We start from the raw sequence: 17,673 nt of genomic DNA on the forward strand, positions 1-17,673 counted from the left end.
GGCTCTCTTCCTTCCTCGTCGGGGGGTTACGCGGCGGACTCGGGCCAGGTGATCCAGGACTCCGGGATCCGCTCGTCCAGCCGCCGCACCTCACGCGGCCCGAGCACCCGGGTGCGGAGCAGCTCCCGCGCCACGAGCCGGGCCACCTCGATGGCTCCGGGCGGGTTGAAGTGCGTGTTGTCCTGCTCGGTCGCCGTCCAGTTGAAGTACTTCTTGGTCTCCTCGGCCCCGAGCCGCTGCCACAGGGCGAGCGACAGCGCCTGGACGTCGAGCAGCGGGACCCGCTCCCCGGCGGCGAGCGCCCGCATGGCCGCCGGGTACTCCCCGTGCGTCGGCGAAGCCTTTCCGGCGGCGTCGAACCGCCGCCGCTCCACGGAGGTCGCCAGCACCGGCCGCGCCCCACGGGCCCTGGCTCCGTCGAGGTACATCCGCAGGTACTCCTGATACGTCGTCCAGGGCTCGGTGTACCGGGTGGGGTCCTCCCGCTTCGCGTCGTTGTGACCGAACTGCACGAGCAGCAGGTCCCCCGGCCGGATCACGGAGAGAATCCCCTTCAGCCGCCCTTCATCGACGAAGCTCCTGGAACTCCGCCCGTTCACGGCGTGATGGGACACGGCGAGCCGGGAGCTCTGCAGAAAGAACGGAATCGCCATGCCCCACCCGGTCTCGGGCGCGGCGTCCTTGTACTTCTGGGCGGCGGTGGAGTCACCGGCGATGAAAAGAGTGGGCGTACGCCGCGAACCGGCACGAGCGGTACCCGCCATGGAGAACACCAACGGCACAGTGGCCGCGGCAACGGCAACCTGTCTACGACTGAGAGACACGCGGAGTCCCTTTCAAAGAGGGGTGTGCAAGTCACCTGGGGGCGCGGGGAACTGCGCGAACAACCACGGGACGGCCTGCACCCTGCACACCACAGACCGCCCCACGGCGACATCCAGGACTACCCGTTCTGCTGGTTCCACTCCTCCTGAGCCGCATTCAGCTGATCGGCCATCGTGTCCAGGAATTCCTTCGCACTCATCTTCCCGAGCAGCACCTTCTGGAAGTTCGGCTCGTTGTCCGCCTTGGAAATCGTGTTCCAGTCCGGCAGGTAGTACGGCAGCTGCACAATCGTCGTCGACCCGTCCGACAACGCGTCAGCAGCCAGTTTCGTCGGCTCTGCCTTCGAGACCCACGCATCCTTCGCCGCGTCCGTGTTCGACGGCACCTGCCCCGCCGCCTCGTTGAACTTCGAGTTCTCCGCCTTGGACATGGCGAACTCGATGAACTTCCAGGCCGCGTCCTTGTTCTTGCCGCTCTTGAACAGCCCCAGCCCGTCCACCGGGTTGGACACCTGCACCCGCTTGCCGCCGGCACCGATCGGCTGCGGAATGCCCCGGAACTTGTCGGCCCCGAGCGCCTTCACATGGTCCTGGTACGACCCGAGGTTGTGGTTCAGCATCCCGATCGTGCCGGAGTCCCACTGCGCGACCATCTTCGTGAAGTCGTTGTTGAGGTCGGCGGCCGGGGTGACCTTCTTGTACAGCGCCGCGTACTTCTCCAGCGCCGCCACGTTCTCGGGGTCGTTGACCGTGGTCTTCTCGCCACTGGAGTCCCAGAACGACGTGATGCCGGACTGCCCGTACATGGCGTCCAGCGCCTGGGCGATGGAACCCGCGCCGCCGCGAATGGTGTAGCCGAACTCGTTCTTGCCGGCGTTCGTCAGCTTCTTCGCGGCCTCGTAGAAGCGGTCCCACGTCGTCGGCTCCTGGAGCCCCGCCTTCTTGAACAGGTCGGTGCGGTAGTACAGCACACCGTTGTTCGCGGAGGTGGGGATCGAGTACAGCTTGTCGTCCCCGCCGCCGGCGGCCTTCAGCGACTCGACCATGTCCTTGTTGAGCTTGCCGTTCAGCGACGACTTGCCGAGCCGCTCGTCGAGCGGCTCCAGCGCGCCCTGCGCGGCGAACCCCGCCAGCATCGCCGCGCCCACACCGCCGACGTCCGGCAGACCGCCGCCCTGGAGGGCGGTGTCGACCTTGGACTGGTACTCCGTCGCGGCGATCCCGACGTACTCGACCTCGATATCCGGGTGGGCCTTCTCGAAGTCGGCGATGACCTCCTTCCAGATCTCGGTGCGGACACCGCCGTTGTTGTCCCAGAAGACGATCTTGCCCTTGCCGCTCCCGTCGGCGCCCTTGTCACCGCCCGCCCCGCTGCCGTCGTCGCCGCAGGCGGTCGCGGTCAGCGCGAGTACGGCCCCCAGGGCGACGGCGGCCGTGGTCCGGCGCCCGCCTCTGCTGCTGGTGCGATTGCTGATCTTCATTGGTCGGCTCTCTTCTTCCGGATCCAGCGGAACTCGAGGGTGTGGGGAGTCAATGACGGACGTGCGGCGCCCAGCCGTCGGTGCCCGCCAGGTAGGCGGTGACGGTGTGGGAACGCGCGTCCCGGTCGCTCATCTGCGGACGGTCCGGGGTGACGGACGCACCCGGGCCGTGGGTGCGGTACTCGGTGAACCGCGCGTCCTTCCACGAGAACCCGCTCATGTCGGTCCACGGCGCGGACTTGACCGCGGCGGGCAGCCAGGTGTCCCGGATCAGGACCTGGGCGACCGCGTCCGGCTCACCGCCGGGGTGCCAGGGCCGTCCCAGGTGGTAGGTCCCGGCGGGGGCGTCGCTGACGATCCTCGATTTGGTGATCAGGAACCCGTACGGGTTCCCCTTCCATGTCGAGGCCGCCGTGATGTAGCCGTTGTTGGAGTCCGAGCCGCGGCTCAGGGCCCGGATCACGGACCGCTCGATCACGGTCGTGGCCCGTCCGTAGACGAAGTCGACGTCGCCCTCGATGTAGGAGTCGCGCACGTAGACCCGGCTGACGGTGGTCAGCTTGGGGCTGTCGGTCATCAGGGTGTCCTGGTTGCCGAGGAACGCGGTGTCCTCGAAGACGATCCGGTCACCGGTCGTCTTCATCGCCAGGGCCTGCTCGCCCTTCAGCTCGTGCGCGGCCTCGTCGAAGTCGTTGCTGAAGGTGAGGTTGCGTGCGGTGACGTCGTTCGCGGCGATGCGGACGGTGGCGCTGCCGGTCGACCCGCCGTACTCGGCGGGTGTGTCGAAGACGATGACCGTGTCGGAGCGGTCCCGCCCGGTGCCGCGCAGCTCGATGTGCGGTTTGCTGGCGGGGATGAACACCTTCTCGCGGTAGGTGCCCGGTGCTACGGCGATGGTCACCGGGAGGTCGTTGCCGTCGGGGACGGCGTCCACGGCGGCCTGCACGGTCGGGTGGTCGCCCGGGACGTGCAGGGTGACCGGCCCGCCGATCCGCTTCTGCGGCCCGGAGAACCGCTTCACCAGCGCGGGGACGGCGGCGGCCGGGTCGAGCCGGTAGGAGTAGAAGTCCCGCGGGTCGAACGCCGTGCCCCAGGTGTCGTGCCGGCCCGTCGTGTTGCGCAGGACCGACCCGCGCTGGACCAGCTCGGCCGTCGCGTCGGCCTGGTAGGGGTGCTGGACGCCGTCGTAGAAGCTGTTCTCGATGACCATCCTCGTCCGGCCGCGCGACCAGTTGCCGTACGTCCAGACCGGGTCGCCGTCGGACAGCTGCGCGGACAGGTAGTTGTTGTAGAGGTGCGCGTAGGCGCAGTTGTCGGCCGAGGGGTTGCGCTGCTTGGTGCCGCGGAACCAGTTGTGGTCGACGGTGATCTGCGTCCTGACGTTCGGGGTCCAGCCGATGCCGAAGGTCTTGTTGTTGTCCGTGAACCGGTTGTGGGAGACGGTGACGTACTCGCTGTCCTTGCGGATGTCGAGCTGCCCGTCGCAGATCCGCGAGAACCGTATGTGGTCGATCCACACGTGGTGGGCGGAGTCCAGGCGGATCCCGTCGTAGTCGGTGTCCTTGCAGTCCCAGTCGCCCTCGACGGCGGTGTCGCGGATGGTGAGATTGCGGAGGACGACGTTGTGCGTGCCGGGGTCGAGGGTGAAGCCGCCGTGCACGATCTCGGCGGTGTCGCTCACGCCGATGATGGTCTTGTCCGAGGCGACGGGTATCTCCGTGCCGAAGGGCTCCATCTCCAGGGTGCCCTTGACGCGGATGACGTACGGCTCCTCGGCCGCCGCGTACTTCGCCAGCGCGGCCTGGTCGGTGACGGTGACGACCTTGCCGCCCGCCCCGCCGGTGGTGCCTCCGGCGAGGGAGGCGAAGCCGTGCGGCCGGTCGGTCCAGCGGTCCGCGGCGGGACCGGGCCGCGCCTGCGGTGCCGCCTGAGCCCGGGCGTCCCCGATCGACCCGAGGCCCAGCGCGGCCAAGAGGCCGAGCACGGCCGTCACGACCGTGCCGGGCCGCCCCGGTCTCGACAAGCGCTTGCTACGGAGGTGCGTCATTGCGGCTCCCAACAGGCTGACGGCTTCAGGTGCGTTACGGGGTACTGATCCGGAACCGGGTGAAGGCCGCCGCACCGGCGTGCCCCTGACCGGCGGGTGCGAGGGCGAACAGGCCGAGCAGGGCGCCGACCCAGCGCCAGGGGGTGGCGGCGAAGACCGGCCCCGATGGCCGGAAGCCGTCGCCGGCGTCGGCGGAGAAACGGCAGCGTGCCCCCGCGTCGATCTCGATCCGCAGCCGGGCCCGGCCCTCGGGGGCGAGCCGGGCGTGGGCGGCGTCGCGTTCGGCGTCCGCGACGGCCTCGGCGAACCGGTGCACGAGGTGAACGGTGCCGTCCGTGCCGCGCTGGAGTCCGATCCACCCGAACGCGTCCCCGAGGACGGCGAGTCCGGCCCGGGCCCCGGGCTCGTCGCTGTCGAGGCGCAGTTCCACCTCGACGGTGCAGGGGGTGCCGGGCAGCCGCTGGGTCAGCACATGGGGCAGCTTCCGCAGGTCGTGGGCGTTCGCCGAGCGGACGCAGGTCAGCCGCAGCCCGTCCCCGGAGTGCTGGGTGGCCCAGCCGTCAGCGGGGTTGGCCGTCCACTGCCACTGGCGGCCGTACCGCCCGCCGGGGAAGTCGTCGTCGGTGGCGGGCGCGGCGGGCGGCTGGGGCGGCAGGGCGGGGCGGCGGTGTCCGGCGACGGGCGCGCCTTCCTCTCCGAGCACCGGCCAGCCGTCCGGACTCCAGCGCATCGGCTGGAGGTGCACGACCCTGCCGTGGGCGCCGCGCTGCTGGAAGTGCAAAAACCAGTCCTCGCCGGACGGAGTGCGCACCCAGCCGCCCTGGTGGGGGCCGTTGACGTCGGTGTCCTTCTGCTCCAGGACGATGCGCTCCTCGTACGGCCCGAAGAAGCCGCGGGAGCGGAAGGCGCCCTGCCAGCCGGTCTCGACGCCGCCGGCGGGGGCGAGGATCCAGAACCAGCCGTCGTGGCGGTACAGCTTGGGTCCTTCGAGGGTGAACCAGCCGGGTATGCGGTCGCCGTCGACGATCACCTTGCCCTCGTCGAGGAGGCCGGTGCCGTCGGGGCGCATGCGGTGGCCGGTGAGGCGGTTCTTGACGCCCGAGCGGGACTTGGCCCAGGCGTGGGCCAGATAGGCCTCGCCGGTCTCGTCGTCCCACAGGGGACAGGGGTCGATGAGGCCCTTGCCCGCCTTCAGCAGGTGCGGCCGGGTCCAGGGGCCCCTGATCTGCGGGGCGTTGGTCTGGAAGACGCCCTGGTCGGGGTCGCCCCAGAAGATCCAGAAGCGTTCGTCGTGATACCGCAGGGACGGGGCCCACACGCCGCAGTCGTGCCGGGGCACGGCGAACTCCCCGGCCGGTTCCAGGCGGTCGAGCGCGTGACCGACCAGGGTCCAGTTGACGAGGTCCCGGGAGTGCAGCAGCGGCAGGCCGGGGGCGCGGCCGAAGCTGGAGGCGGTCAGGTAGAAGTCGTCGCCGACCCTGACGACGTCCGGGTCGGACCAGTCGGCGTTCAGGATCGGATTGCGGTAGGTCGCGGAGGTCACGGGCTCACCGCCTTGCGGACCAGCAAAGCCGCTGCGTCCCGGTCGAGGCGGCCGTCGGCGACGACGGTGACCACCCTCCGCACCACGGTCTCGCCCGCCGGGACCGGTACCCGCTCGTCGTGGGCCAGGGAGGACCCGACGCCCGGGTACTCCTCGGTGCGCACGAACCACGGGTCGCGCCGGGTCTGTTCGGTGGCGCCGGCGAAGACCAGCGTCCAGGTGCCGCCGCGCAGGGCGAGCCAGTCGGCGGGCCGGCCGTGGGCCTTCTCCTCCCCGTCGGCTCCGGCCGTGAAGACCTCCGGCGCGGAGGACTCCTTGCGGGCCCGCCAGAAGAAGCCGCCGTAGGCCGCGCCCGGGCGTCCGTTGGTCGCGGGGCTGCCGATCGACAGCGGGCCGCCGGTGACGTTGGTGAGCGAGAACGTGAGGTCCAGTGCCCAGGCCCGGTCGGTGAGTTCGGTGGCCGCGACGGTACGGCGTTCGCGCAGCAGTTCGCCGCCCGCGGCCACCCAGCGCAGCTCCTCGACGAAGCCGTCCGGGTCGCGCAGCTGGAAGGCTACGTGCCGCTGCGCGCCGTGGTTGTCGAGCTCGGTCGGGCCCTGGTCGCGGACGTAGGTGCGTCCGCCCCAGAAGTTGAACCCCTCGACGTCGGGAACGGCGACACCGACGCCGAGGTGGTGTGCGTGGTCGGCCGGGGCCAGTTCGGTCACGGCCGTGCCGGACAGGGTGGTGACGGGGTGCAGGTAGGGGCGCGGGGAGAGCCGGGCCGGCAGTTCGGGCCGGGTGACGTACCGGCCCACCGGCCGGCCCACCACCCGCAGGACCGCCGTGCCGTCGCCGGTCATCGGTTGCTCACCTCGTTCGGCAGGGGCGTCCAGGGGGCGCCGAGCTCGGAGTAGAGGGAGAGGGTGTCGGCGGCGGCCGCGACGAGTCCGTCGATGCCGGGCACCACCCGGCGGTTCTCCCCGGGGATGCGGTGCCAGGCGGTGGCGGGCAGGGGCGCCGGGTCGGGCGCGGTGCGGATGGCCTCGACGACCTTCATGAAGGCGCCGGTCTCGTCCGGCGGGACGAGCAGTCCGGCGCCCGTGGTGAGGTGGTCGACGAGGTTCTCCAGCAGGTCGGTGCGGCCGTGCTCGGACTCCTGCGGGCCGTGTCCCGCGCGCTGGAGCAGCACGCGGTCCTGCTTGTACCAGAAGGTGATCCGGCCGCTGCTGCCGTGCACGAGCACGTACGGCTCGTCCGCCTCCTCGGCGCACAGGGTCGCGGCGACGGTGACCGGGTGGCCCTGCGCGGTGGTGATCCGGACGCAGGAGGTGTCGTCGGACTCGATGGCGTTGGCGCGCAGCAGTTCGGTCTCGATGCCGGTGACGTCCTCGGCGCGGGTGCTGCCGCCCAGGGCGAGGGCGGTGGCGACGGCATGGGCGAGGGGGTTGGTCAGGGCCCCGTCGATCACGTCGACGCCGTGCAGCCGCCGCTTGCCCGCCCAGGGCGCCCGGCGGAAGTAGTCCTCGTCGCGTACCCATGAACCGGCCCCGCCGAGGCCGACCAGCTCTCCGACCGCGCCCTCGGCCAGCAGCTCGCGGATGGCGGGCAGGGCGTGCGAGCCCAGGGACTGGAAGCCGATCTGGCAGACGACCCCGGCCGCGGCGACCCCGTCGGCCATCCGGCGGAACTCGGCGTAGGAGGGGGCGGGCGGCTTCTCCAGGAGCAGGTGCACGCCGCGTTCGGCCGCCGCGAGGGCGAGGTCGGTGTGGGTCGGGATCGGGGTGCAGATCACGGCGATCCGCGCGCCGGTGGAGTCGAGCAGGGAGCCGAGGTCGGCGGACTGCTCGGGCGTACCGAGGTCGCCGAGCTCCTCCTCGGTGAGCGGCGTCAGCTCGCAGACGCCGACGAGCCGCACGAGGCCCTGCTTCTGGAGCCGGCGGATGTTCTCGACGTGCCAGCGGCCGTGGCCCCTGGCACCGGCGAGGACGACGGGCAGTGGTGTGTTCATGGCGTCGATCATGCGTCCGGTCACCGGATCCTCCCCGCACCCGCGCCGCGGGCCACCGCCCGGTCGGCTGCGGCGGCGCTGTCGCCGTCGTTCGCCGGGAGGGTGTCGCGGCCGATGTCCCGGGTCTCGGCGTGCGCGGGCACGCAGAGGACCCCGAGCAGCCCGGCCGCGGCGGCCGGCTGTCTGCCCCTCATCCCTTCACCGCCCCCGCGCTGAACCCGGTGATCAGCCACTTCTGGATGAAGGCGAACACGATCACCACCGGCACGGCGGCGATGATGCCGCCCGCGGCGAGCGCGCCCAGGTCGACGCTGTCGGCGCTCATCAGGGAGTTGAGGCCGACGGGGATCGTCTGCTTGTCCTGGTTGTTCAGGAACATCAGGGCGAACAGGAAGTGGTTCCAGGAGTGGACGAAGGCGAAGGAGCCGACGGCGATCAGACCGGGCCGCAGCAACGGCAGCACCACGATACGAAAGGCCGTCATACGGTTGCAGCCGTCGACCCAGGCCGCCTCCTCCAGGGAGTACGGCACGTTCTTGATGAAGTTGCTGATCAGGATCATCGACAGCGGCAGCTGGAAGACCGTCTCGGCGAGGATGACGCTGCCCAGCGAGTTGATCATCTGCAGTTCGGCGAAGATCTCGAACAGCGGCACCAGCAGCAGCGCGCCCGGCACGAACTGGGAGCACAGCAGGGCCAGCATGAACGCCCGCTTGACCTTGAAGTCGAACCGGGCGAGGGCGTAGCCGCCGGCCAGCGCGACGAGCGTCGTCATGAGCAGGGTCGCGACGCCGACGAGCACGCTGTTGGTGAAGTAGGTGCCGAAGCTGCGGTCCGTCCAGACCTTCTCGAAGTGGTCGAAGGTGACCGGCCAGGGCACGAGCGAGGTCGAGCCGGCCGGGCGCAGTGAGAAGAGCAGGATCCAGTAGAAGGGGATGAGGGTGAAGATCAGGTAGATGCCCAGGGGCAGGTAGATCTGCCAGCGGGGTGCCTCGTCCCAGGCGCGTCTGCCCGTGGCGGGGCGCGGGGGTTCGGGGGTGGCGGGCGCGGCGGCGGGCACCGTCTTGGTGGCTTCCTTCACGCTCATTTGCTCTCGCCTCCGAACTTGCTCAGGCGCAGGTAGACCATCGAGCAGAAGAGCAGGATCACGAACGCCACCGTGGTCAGGGCCGACGCGTAGCCGAAGTTGTGGGCGTCGACGGATGTGTTGGCGATGTACAGCGGCAGCGTGGTCGTCTCGCCCGCGGGGCCGCCGCCGGTCAGGGTGTACAGCAGGTCGACGTTGTTGAACTCCCAGACCGCGCGCAGCAGCGTGGACAGGATGATGGCGTCCTTCAGGTGCGGCAGCGTGATGTGCCAGAACTGCTTGATGCGGCTCGCGCCGTCGACCTCGGCGGCCTCGTACAGGTCCTTGGAGACGGACTGGAGGTCGGCGAGGATGAGGATCGCGAAGAACGGCACGCCGCGCCACAGGTCGGCCACGACCGCCGCCGGGAACACCGTCGAGGTGTCGGACAGCCAGCTCGTGCCGTAGGAGCCGATGCCCATGTCGGCGAGGTAACGGGTGATGCCCGTCTGGGAGTTGTAGAGCAGCACCCAGATCGCGGAGGTCAGCACGCCGGAGACGGCCCATGGGGAGAAGACCAGGGCACGTCCCAGGCCCCGGCCCACGAAGGTCTGGTTGACGATCAGGGCCAGTGCGAGACCGAACAGCAGCTGGAGGCCGACCTCGACGACGACCCACTTGGCGCTGAAGACCAGGGTGTCCCAGAACACCGGGTCCTTGGTGAAGGCGTGGACGAAGTTGTCGAAGCCCGCGTAGCCGTTCCGCCACGGCTTGGTGGGGTTGTAGTTCTGCAGGCTGTAGTAGAAGACGCTGATGACCGGGTAGGCGATGAACCCCAGCATGAGCAGGGCGGCCGGCGCGATCAGCAGGTACGGGAGCCTGCGCGGCGTGGCGGAGGCCCGGCGCCGCCGGGGTGGCGCGGGCGGTTTCGCCACGGCTGCGGCTTGGGCCATGACAGGGTCTCCGATCTCGGTACGGCTTGCTTTCGTAGTGCGGAAAGCGCTTTCTCGCTGTGCGCGGGTGCCAGTGGAGGTGGCGTGGCGGGTGCGGTCCGCTGCGGCCGGGCGCGGAGTTCCCCGCGCCCCTCGGGTGGGTGCAGTCAGCCTGCGTAGGGATCCGGGGCCTTGCCCGGGCGTGCCAGGAACTCGAAGTCGCAGCCTGTGTCTGCCTGAGTGATCTGGTCGTTGTAGAGGGCGCCGTAGCCTCGCTCGTATCGAGTGGGCGGGGGTGCCCATTCCTTACGACGAGCCTCCAACTCCTCTTCCTGCACGTTGAGGTGGAGGGTCCTGGCCTCGACGTCCAGGGTGATCGGGTCGCCGGTGCGGACCAGGGCCAGCGGCCCGCCGACGTACGACTCGGGCGCGATGTGCAGGGCGCACGCGCCGTAGCTCGTGCCGCTCATCCGGGCGTCGGAGATCCGGACCATGTCCCGTACGCCCTGCTTCAGCAGGCGGTCGGGGATCGGCAGCATGCCGTACTCGGGCATGCCCGGGCCGCCCTTGGGCCCCGAATTGCGCAGGACCAGCACGCTGTCGGCGGTGATGTCCAGCCCGGGGTCGTTGATCGTGCGCTGCATGGTCCTGTAGTCGTCGAAGACGACCGCGGGACCCGTGTGCTGGAGCAGGTGCGGCTCGGCGGCGATGTGCTTGATGACCGCGCCGTCCGGGCAGAGGTTGCCGCGCAGCACGGCCACTCCGCCCTCGGCGGCCACCGGGTTCTCGCGGGTGCGGATGACGTCGTCGTCGTGGACGACGGCGCCCTCGATCTGTTCGCCCAGCGTTCCGTTGACGGTGGGCCGGTCCAGGTGCAGCAGGTCGGTGATCCGGGAGAGGAAGGCGGGCAGACCGCCGGCGAAGTGGAAGTCCTCCATGAGGTACGTCCGTCCGCCGGGCCGGACGTTGGCGAGCACCGGCACGGTGCGGGCGATGCGGTCGAAGTCGTCGAGGGTGAGTTCGACCCCGCAGCGCCCCGCCATCGCGATCAGGTGGATGACGGCGTTGGTGGAGCCGCCGAGCCCGAGCACCGTGGTGACGGCGTCCTCGAAGGCCTCGCGGGTGAGGATCCGGGACGGCTTGAGCGCGGTCCAGGCGAGCTCCACGGCGCGGCGTCCCGAGGCGGCGGCCATCCGCTCGTGCCCGGAGTCGACGGCCGGGATCGAGGAGGCGCCCGGCAGCGTCATACCGAGGACTTCCGCCGCCGCGGTCATGGTCGACGCGGTCCCCATGGTCATGCAGTGACCGGGTGACCTTGCCAATCCGCCCTGCAGCTCCCGCAGTTCACAGTCGGTGAGGTTGCCGGCGCGGTGCTCGTCCCAGTACTTCCACATGTCGGTGCCGGACCCGAGGGTCTCCCCGCGCCAGTGGCCGGGCAGCATCGGCCCCGCGGGCACGAAGAGGGACGGCACGTCTGCGGAGGCCGCGCCCATGAGCAGCGCGGGCGTCGACTTGTCGCAGCCGCCGAGCAGCACCGCCGCGTCGACCGGGTAGGACCGCAGTAACTCCTCCGTCTCCATCGCGAGCAGGTTGCGGTAGAGCATCGGGGTCGGCTTCTGGTAGGTCTCGGAGAGCGTGGCGACCGGGAACTCCAGCGGGAAACCACCGGCCTGCCACACCCCCCGCTTGACCGCCTCGGCGCGCTCGCGCAGGTGGACGTGGCAGGGGTTGATGTCGGACCAGGTGTTCAGGACGGCGATCACCGGGCGGCCCCGGTACTCCTCCGCCTCGTAACCGAGCTGGCGCATCCGGGCGTTGTGCGACCAGGTGCGCAACTGCCCCTCGGCGCCGTACCACTGGTGGCTCCGGAGCTCCTCGGGACGCAGTCTGCCGGTCATATCGACCACCCCGCGGCGATCGCGGCGACGCCGGCGCGCTCGCTCTCGGGCAGCGCCCGGCTCGGCGGGCGGACCTCGCGGCGGCACAGCCCGAGGGAGGCGAGTGCCTCCTTGACGACGGTGACGTTGTCGGCGGAGCCGTTCGCGGCGCGCAGTTCCTCGAAGCGGCGGATCTGCTCCCACACCTTCATGGCGGCCCGGTAGTCGCCGGAGCGCAGCGCCTCGATCATGTTCAGGGAGACGGCCGGGGCGACGTTCACCAGCCCGGAGGTGAAGCCGGTGGCTCCGGCGGAGAAGTAGGAGGGGGCGTAGGGCTCGGCGAGCCCGGCCACCCACACGAACCGCTCCAGACCCGCGTCCCGCGCGAACGCGGCGAACCTGGCCGCGTCGGGGACGGCGTACTTGACGCCGATGACGTTCGGGCAGGTGTCGGCGAGTTCGGCGAGCCGGGCGCCGGTGAGCTGCGCGTTGCGGATGTACGGGACGACGCCCAGCTCGGGCACGGCCTCGGCGACGGCGCGGTGGTAGTCGACCCAGCCGGTCTGCGAGACGTAGGGGTGCACGGGCTGGTGGACCATCACCATCTGCGCGCCGAGTTCCCGGGCGTGCCGGGCGGAGGCGACGGCCGTCGGGACGTCGTGTCCCACTCCGACCAGCACGACGGCCCGCTCACCGGCCTCGTCGATCGTCAGCTCCGTGACGAGCCGCCGCTCTTCGGGGGTCAGGGCGTAGAACTCGCCGGTGTTGCCGTTCGGGGTGAGGGTCGTGATGCCGCCGTCGAGCAGCCGGCGCAGCAGGGCCCGGTGGGTGTCCTGCGCGACGGAGCCGTCCTCGGCGAACGGGGTCACCGGGATCGCCACCACGTCGGCCAGGGCCGCCCGCTGGGTCTCGAACGCCACGCCGCTCATCGCTGACCTTCCTGTTCCAGACCTGCCTCGGGGAAAGCGCGCTGCACGAAGCTCGCGATGTGGGCGTGCAGGGCCCGCGCCGCGCCGTCGGCGTCGCCGTCGAGGGCGAGCCGCAGGATCTCCCGGTGCTCGCCTGCCTCCCGCTCCCAGGAGGGCGAGGCGGCCCAGGCGACCGCGGAGACCAGGGCGGCCTGGTCGCGGACCTCGTCGAGCATCCGCCCGAGCAGCGGGTTGCCGCACGGCAGGTACAGGGCCCGGTGGAACTCCCGGTTCGCGAGGGAGCGTTCGGCGGTGTCGGTGGCGGCGTCGGCCCGGGTCAGCGCCTCGCGGGCGACGTCCAGGGAGGCTCCGCGCCGCACGGCCCGGCGCAGCGCCTCGGGCTCCAGCAGCAGCCGTACGTCGTAGACCTCGCGCGCCATTTCCGCGTCCACCAGGCGCACGGTGACGCCCTTGTACTGGCTCATCACGACCAGCCCGGTGCCGGCGAGGGTCTTGAGCGCTTCGCGCACCGGGGTCTTCGACACGCCGAACTGCGCGGCGAGCTCGGTCTCGACCAGCGCCTGCCCGGGCGTCAGCTGCCCGGTGAGGATGCGGTGTTTGATCCCCTCCAGCACGTACTGCGTGCGGGAGGGGATCGGCGTGGGCACAGAGGTCATGCGCGCCTCTCGGATCTCGCGTCTCGGTGGATCGCGTATCGGATCTCGCGTATCGCGTCTCATATATGACGTATGAAGTACGACGCGATGACGGTAGGAGGGCGCATGGGCTTCGTCAATGCTTTCGGCAAAGAAACAGCAATCGCTTTCTACGACTGGGGTGCCCACTCCGGGTCCCGCCCGCTGAGCCCCACGGCCCGGGCCAGCAGGGATGCCTCCGGCCCGACGCGGACGACGGGCCCGAAGATGGCGCCGCGGGCGGGGTCGTCGACGGATGCCGCGAGGAAGTCGTGGCAGACCCGCAGCGCGGCCGGGTCGGGCTCGTAGCGCTGACCGGTGGCGCGGGCCAGGTCCCAGCCGTGGACGACCAGTTCGTCGGTGGCGACCAGGCCCGCGATCTCGCCGGGCAGGTCGACGCCCCCGGCCCGGGTCATGCCGGTCCGGGCTGCCGGGTCGCGCCAGGCCTCGGCCAGTTCGGCGAGGACCTCGGGCAGCTCCTCGCGCCAGCCGGGCGCGAGGTCCGGGAGCGCGGACTGAGGGCTGGTGTCGGTGGTGACGCCCAGGTCCTTGCGGCCGGCGTCACGGAAGGCGACGGCCAGCCCGGCGAGGTGGCCGAGCAGGTGGCGCACCTCGTACTCGGGGCAGGGGGTCGGGCCGGACAACTGCCCGTCGGTGACGCCGGCGACCAGCCGCGCCAGCTCCTCCGCCTGGGGTCCAAGGTCGAGGGTCGTACCGGTCGTGTCGGTCATGCGGGCTCCTCAGCAGTGTGGTCCTGGGAGGTAGACCGACGCCGGCCGCGGAACTCATCGCCGGCCCGCCCCAGGGGGCCACTTCTAGGGAACCTGCCCGATCCGCTCCACCGGTCCTTAGCCCCACGATGACCAGGCATGACGACCAAGACGACCTGGCCGCTCGTGCGCGTCCTGCGCGACCGCGACGCGGGCCTCTGCCTGTCCGGCGTGGTGGTCTCCGGCTTCGGCACCTCCGCCCTGTGGCTGGCCTCGGGCGTGTGGGTCAAGGACCTCACCGGCTCCGACGGCCTGGCGGCGCTGTGCATGCTCGCCCTGTGGCTGCCGACCCTGGCCGGGCCGCTGCTGGGCACTCTCGCCGACCGGGGCCGCCGCAAGCCGCTGCTGATCGGCGTGAACCTGCTGCTCGGGGCCCTCTTGCTCACCCTGGTGGGCGTCGATGCCCCGGGCGACCTCTGGCTGTTGTACGGGGTGCTGTTCGTGTACGGGGCGGCGGGCGTCGTCCACGACGCGGCCGAGTCGGCGCTGGTCGCGACCGCCGTCGACCGGTCCCTGCTCGGCGACTTCAACGGCCTGCGCATGACCGCCACCGAAAGCATGAAACTCCTGGCCCCGCTGGCGGGCGCGGGCCTGTACGCGGCGTACGGCGGCGCGGGTGTCGCCCTCCTGGACGCGGCGACGTTCGTGCTGGCCGCAGGCCTGTACGCGGCGCTGCGCGGGCGGGAGGACAAGCCCGCACCGCCCCGGGACGGCCACCGGCGGGGGACGGCCGAGGGTGTCCGCCACCTGTGGGCGCACCCGGTGCTGCGCCCCCTGGTCCTGGCGGGCGGCGCCACCATGCTGTGCGCCGGCCTGAACGGCGCGCTGGTCCACGCCGTCGTCGACGGCCTCGGGCACTCCCCCGCGTACGCCGGTGTCCTGTACGCCGTGCAGGGCGCCGGGTCGGTCGCGGCCGGGCTGCTGTCCGGCGCCGCCCTGCGCCGGCTGGGGGCGCGGCGCTTCGGGGCGTACGGCATCGCCCTGCTGGCGCTCGCGGTGGCGCTGCGGGCGGTGCCGTCCGACCCGGTGGCGCTGGTGTGCAGCGCGGCGATCGGCGCGGGACTGCCCGCCGTGCTGATCGCCGCGCTGACGTCCGTGCAGCGCGAGACGCCCGGTGTGCTGCTCGGCCGGGTCACGGCCACCGCCCACACGCTGGTGTACGCGCCGAACGTGGCCGGGCTGGCCGCCGGGGCGGCCCTGGTCGAGCCGGTGGGCCACCGGCCGGTGCTGGTGGCCCTGGGCGCGGCCCTGCTGGTGACGGCGGCGGCGTTGTGCGCTCCCCCGGCCGGGGCCGGGGCCGGGGCCGGAGCCGCCCCGCACCAGTGCTGGCCAACCCGCCGCCTCAACGCCCGGCGAGGGCTGAACGGACCGTGTCCAGGTCGTCGTCGGACGCCAGCCCGGCGTGGTACAGCCGCAGTTCGGTGGCGCCCAGCCGCCGTGCCTCGGCGGCATCGGCGGCCAGGGTGCCGGGGCTGCCGCCCATGCCCGAGACGACGGTGAAGTTGGCGGCGATGACGGCGCCCTCGCGCTCCTGCCGCGCGAACGGCGTGAGGGTGCCGGTGCCGCCCGCGCACGGCACGACCACACCGTCCGCCACGGACAGGATGTGCGCCGGGTCGACCCCGGGGTTGGCGCCGACGTGGTACGACACGGGGTCCGCGTGCAGCAGCACCTGGAAGCCGTCGGGAGCCGCCGCCCGGACCGCCGCGACGGCCTGTTCCTGGAGTGTGCGGGCGGTTTCGTCGCGGTACGCGCGCGTGGTGGTGGCGAGCGTCTCGCCGAGGAGCTTCTCGATGCCCGCCCAGCCGCCGTCGGAGGGCGCCCCCTGCCAGACCGGCTCCAGCGCGGTCCGTACCGCGGCCGCCAGCTCGTCGGCGTCCAGGCCGTGCCGGCCGTAGCCCTCGCGGCAGGACGGGCAGAAGCACAGCGCCATCAGGTACTGCCCGGCCTCCCCGAGGCCGACGCCGCCGGTCTTGTCGTGGGCGTGCAGATGCTCCAGGCCGTACCAGCCGAGGGACTCCAGTTCGGTGCCGCTCGCCCCGGGCCGCACGGCCGCCTCGGCCGCCAGGTCGACGAGGTACGCGCGCGTGGCGGGCTGCGCGATGCACGGCGCCCAGGGGTAGCGGTCGCCGTAGGCGTTGACGACCGAGGTGCCGGGGTGTTCGGCACCGAGGCGCGAGTTGTGCGCGAGGACGACCCAGGTGTGCACCTCGAGGCCCGCCCCGGCGAGGGCGGTGGCGGCCTCGCCGAAGGCGTCCCCGGGGGCCCATGAGCCGGCGGCGTAGGGGCGCAGCTCGCGCCCGGTCCAGCGGTCGTCCGCCGGGTACAGCACGGCGGCGTGCTCGGCGGTGACGATGCGGTGGCGCGGGTGGCGGGGCGTGAGGGCGCGCGTGGAGTGGTAGGCGGCGGCGAGCGTCACCTGCTCCGCGCCGAGCGCGGCGATCCGGGCGGGTGCCTCCGGGTCCCCGTTGACGTCCCAGGGATAGACGAATGCCGACGCCTTCACTTGGTCTCCTCCAGCAGCGCGTAGCCGCGCTCGATCACTTCGGCGAGCTGCTTCACATGATCCTCGCTCGGCTCGTGCAGCGGTGGCCGCACCTCCCCGACGTCCAGGCCGCGCAGCCGCACACCGGCCTTGACCAGCGCGACCGCGTAACCGCGGCCCTGGGCGCGCAGTTCGACGAACGGGCGGTAGAAGCCGTCCAGCAGCTTCGCCACCAGGGCGTCGTCACCGGCCCTGAGGGCCTGGTGGAAGGCGAGGGCGATCTCCGGCGCGAAGCAGAACACGGCGGACGAGTACAGCGTGACGCCGAGGGCGCGGTAGGCGAGCTGGGTCTGCTCGGCGGTCGGCAGGCCGTTGAAGTAGAGGAAGTCGCCCGGGGCCGCGGAGCGGACGGCGCTGACGACGCGCTGCATGAGGTCGAGGTCGCCGAGCCCGTCCTTCAGGCCGATGATCCCGTCCGTGCGGGCGAGCCGGACGACCGTGTCAGGGGTGAAGACGGCGTTGTCGCGCTGGTAGACGATGACCGGCAGGGCGGTCGCGGCGGCCACCTCGCGGTAGTGCCGCAGCAGCCCCTCCTGCCCGGCGACGACGAGGTACGGCGGCATGGCGAGCAGCCCGTCCGCACCGGCGGCCTCGGCGAGACGGGCGTAGCGCACGGCGAGCGCGGTGCCGTACCCGGCGCCGGCGACGACCGGCACCCGCCCCTCGGCGGCCTCGACGGCGGCCCGCACGCAGGCCTGGAACTCCTCGGGCGTCAGGGCGTGGAACTCGCCGGTGCCGCAGCAGGCGAACACGGCGGCGGCTCCGGCCTCCACCCCGCGCCGGACGTGGGTCCGGAAGGTGTCGAGGTCCACGGAGCCGTCGGGGCCGTAGGCGGTGACCGGGAAGAACAGCGGCCCGCTGGGAAGGTCGAGTCGAGCGGCGAGAGGGGCTGGCGTCACAAGCTCTCCCGGTTCCATATTCATGATTGACGTCTATATTTCTGAACGACTCCACGCTAAGGCGCCCTCTTGGCGCCGGTCAAGCACGCACACCCC

The 17,673-nt window shown here is 71.8% G+C and carries 15 protein-coding genes and 1 pseudogene; 1 reads left to right on the forward strand and 15 read right to left on the reverse strand.

The window, feature by feature from the left end; genetic code table 11:
* Positions 1-26: 26 nt before the first annotated feature.
* The 13 genes from AB0F04_RS07715 to AB0F04_RS07775 all read right to left on the reverse strand — a co-directional run bounded on the left by AB0F04_RS07715 (position 27) and on the right by AB0F04_RS07775 (position 14,094).
* Positions 27-824, reverse strand: a complete 798-nt coding sequence (locus AB0F04_RS07715) for a rhamnogalacturonan acetylesterase (RefSeq protein ID WP_362038888.1) — start codon at positions 822-824, stop codon at positions 27-29.
* A gap of 119 nt (positions 825-943) precedes the next feature.
* Positions 944-2,305, reverse strand: a complete 1,362-nt coding sequence (locus tag AB0F04_RS07720; RefSeq protein WP_362038890.1) for a sugar ABC transporter substrate-binding protein — start codon at positions 2,303-2,305, stop codon at positions 944-946.
* A 49-nt stretch (positions 2,306-2,354) separates the two neighbouring features.
* Positions 2,355-4,352, reverse strand: a complete 1,998-nt coding sequence (locus tag AB0F04_RS07725) for a pectinesterase family protein (protein ID WP_362038892.1) — start codon at positions 4,350-4,352, stop codon at positions 2,355-2,357.
* Positions 4,353-4,386: 34 nt separating this feature from the next.
* The gene (locus tag AB0F04_RS07730) at positions 4,387-5,895 is read right to left on the reverse strand and encodes a family 43 glycosylhydrolase (protein ID WP_362038894.1); all 1,509 of its coding nucleotides are present in this window, start codon (positions 5,893-5,895) and stop codon (positions 4,387-4,389) included.
* A complete protein-coding gene (locus AB0F04_RS07735; protein ID WP_362038896.1) occupies positions 5,892-6,737 on the reverse strand; it encodes a PmoA family protein in 846 nt (281 codons plus the stop codon). Before AB0F04_RS07735 ends, AB0F04_RS07730 begins: the two co-directional genes overlap by 4 nt.
* On the reverse strand, positions 6,734-7,897 hold the full coding sequence (locus AB0F04_RS07740) for a Gfo/Idh/MocA family oxidoreductase (protein WP_362039780.1): 1,164 nt from the start codon (positions 7,895-7,897) through the stop codon (positions 6,734-6,736). Before AB0F04_RS07740 ends, AB0F04_RS07735 begins: the two co-directional genes overlap by 4 nt.
* A gap of 8 nt (positions 7,898-7,905) precedes the next feature.
* Positions 7,906-8,079, reverse strand: a complete 174-nt coding sequence (locus AB0F04_RS07745; RefSeq protein WP_362038898.1) for a hypothetical protein — start codon at positions 8,077-8,079, stop codon at positions 7,906-7,908.
* A complete protein-coding gene (locus AB0F04_RS07750) occupies positions 8,076-8,972 on the reverse strand; it encodes a carbohydrate ABC transporter permease (protein ID WP_362038900.1) in 897 nt (298 codons plus the stop codon). Before AB0F04_RS07750 ends, AB0F04_RS07745 begins: the two co-directional genes overlap by 4 nt.
* The gene (locus tag AB0F04_RS07755) at positions 8,969-9,904 is read right to left on the reverse strand and encodes a sugar ABC transporter permease (protein ID WP_033310841.1); all 936 of its coding nucleotides are present in this window, start codon (positions 9,902-9,904) and stop codon (positions 8,969-8,971) included. Before AB0F04_RS07755 ends, AB0F04_RS07750 begins: the two co-directional genes overlap by 4 nt.
* 146 nt (positions 9,905-10,050) lie before the next feature.
* Entirely contained in the window at positions 10,051-11,781 is a 1,731-nt protein-coding gene (gene araD / locus AB0F04_RS07760) for an L-arabinonate dehydratase (protein WP_362038903.1), read from the reverse strand.
* On the reverse strand, positions 11,778-12,689 hold the full coding sequence (locus AB0F04_RS07765) for a dihydrodipicolinate synthase family protein (RefSeq protein WP_362038905.1): 912 nt from the start codon (positions 12,687-12,689) through the stop codon (positions 11,778-11,780). The genes araD and AB0F04_RS07765 overlap by 4 nt, the downstream gene beginning before the upstream one ends.
* A complete protein-coding gene (locus AB0F04_RS07770) occupies positions 12,686-13,345 on the reverse strand; it encodes a GntR family transcriptional regulator (protein WP_362038907.1) in 660 nt (219 codons plus the stop codon). Before AB0F04_RS07770 ends, AB0F04_RS07765 begins: the two co-directional genes overlap by 4 nt.
* Positions 13,346-13,494: 149 nt before the next feature.
* On the reverse strand, positions 13,495-14,094 hold the full coding sequence (locus AB0F04_RS07775; RefSeq protein ID WP_362038909.1) for a TIGR03086 family metal-binding protein: 600 nt from the start codon (positions 14,092-14,094) through the stop codon (positions 13,495-13,497).
* Positions 14,095-14,232: 138 nt separating this feature from the next.
* Here AB0F04_RS07775 and AB0F04_RS07780 point away from each other — a divergent pair.
* Positions 14,233-15,414, forward strand: a pseudogene (locus AB0F04_RS07780) (MFS transporter); the annotation flags it as partial.
* A gap of 61 nt (positions 15,415-15,475) precedes the next feature.
* On the opposite strand, the gene AB0F04_RS07785 reads toward AB0F04_RS07780, so the two are convergent.
* Positions 15,476-16,639 carry a hypothetical protein gene (locus AB0F04_RS07785; protein WP_362038911.1) on the reverse strand — a complete coding sequence of 388 codons (1,164 nt, stop codon included), beginning with the start codon at positions 16,637-16,639 and terminating at the stop codon, positions 15,476-15,478.
* Entirely contained in the window at positions 16,636-17,577 is a 942-nt protein-coding gene (locus AB0F04_RS07790; RefSeq protein WP_362038913.1) for a 5-dehydro-4-deoxyglucarate dehydratase, read from the reverse strand. The genes AB0F04_RS07785 and AB0F04_RS07790 overlap by 4 nt, the downstream gene beginning before the upstream one ends.
* Positions 17,578-17,673: the final 96 nt, after the last annotated feature.

It is taken from the genome of Streptomyces sp. NPDC029041 (assembly GCF_040637515.1).
In the GTDB taxonomy this organism is placed as follows: domain Bacteria; phylum Actinomycetota; class Actinomycetes; order Streptomycetales; family Streptomycetaceae; genus Streptomyces.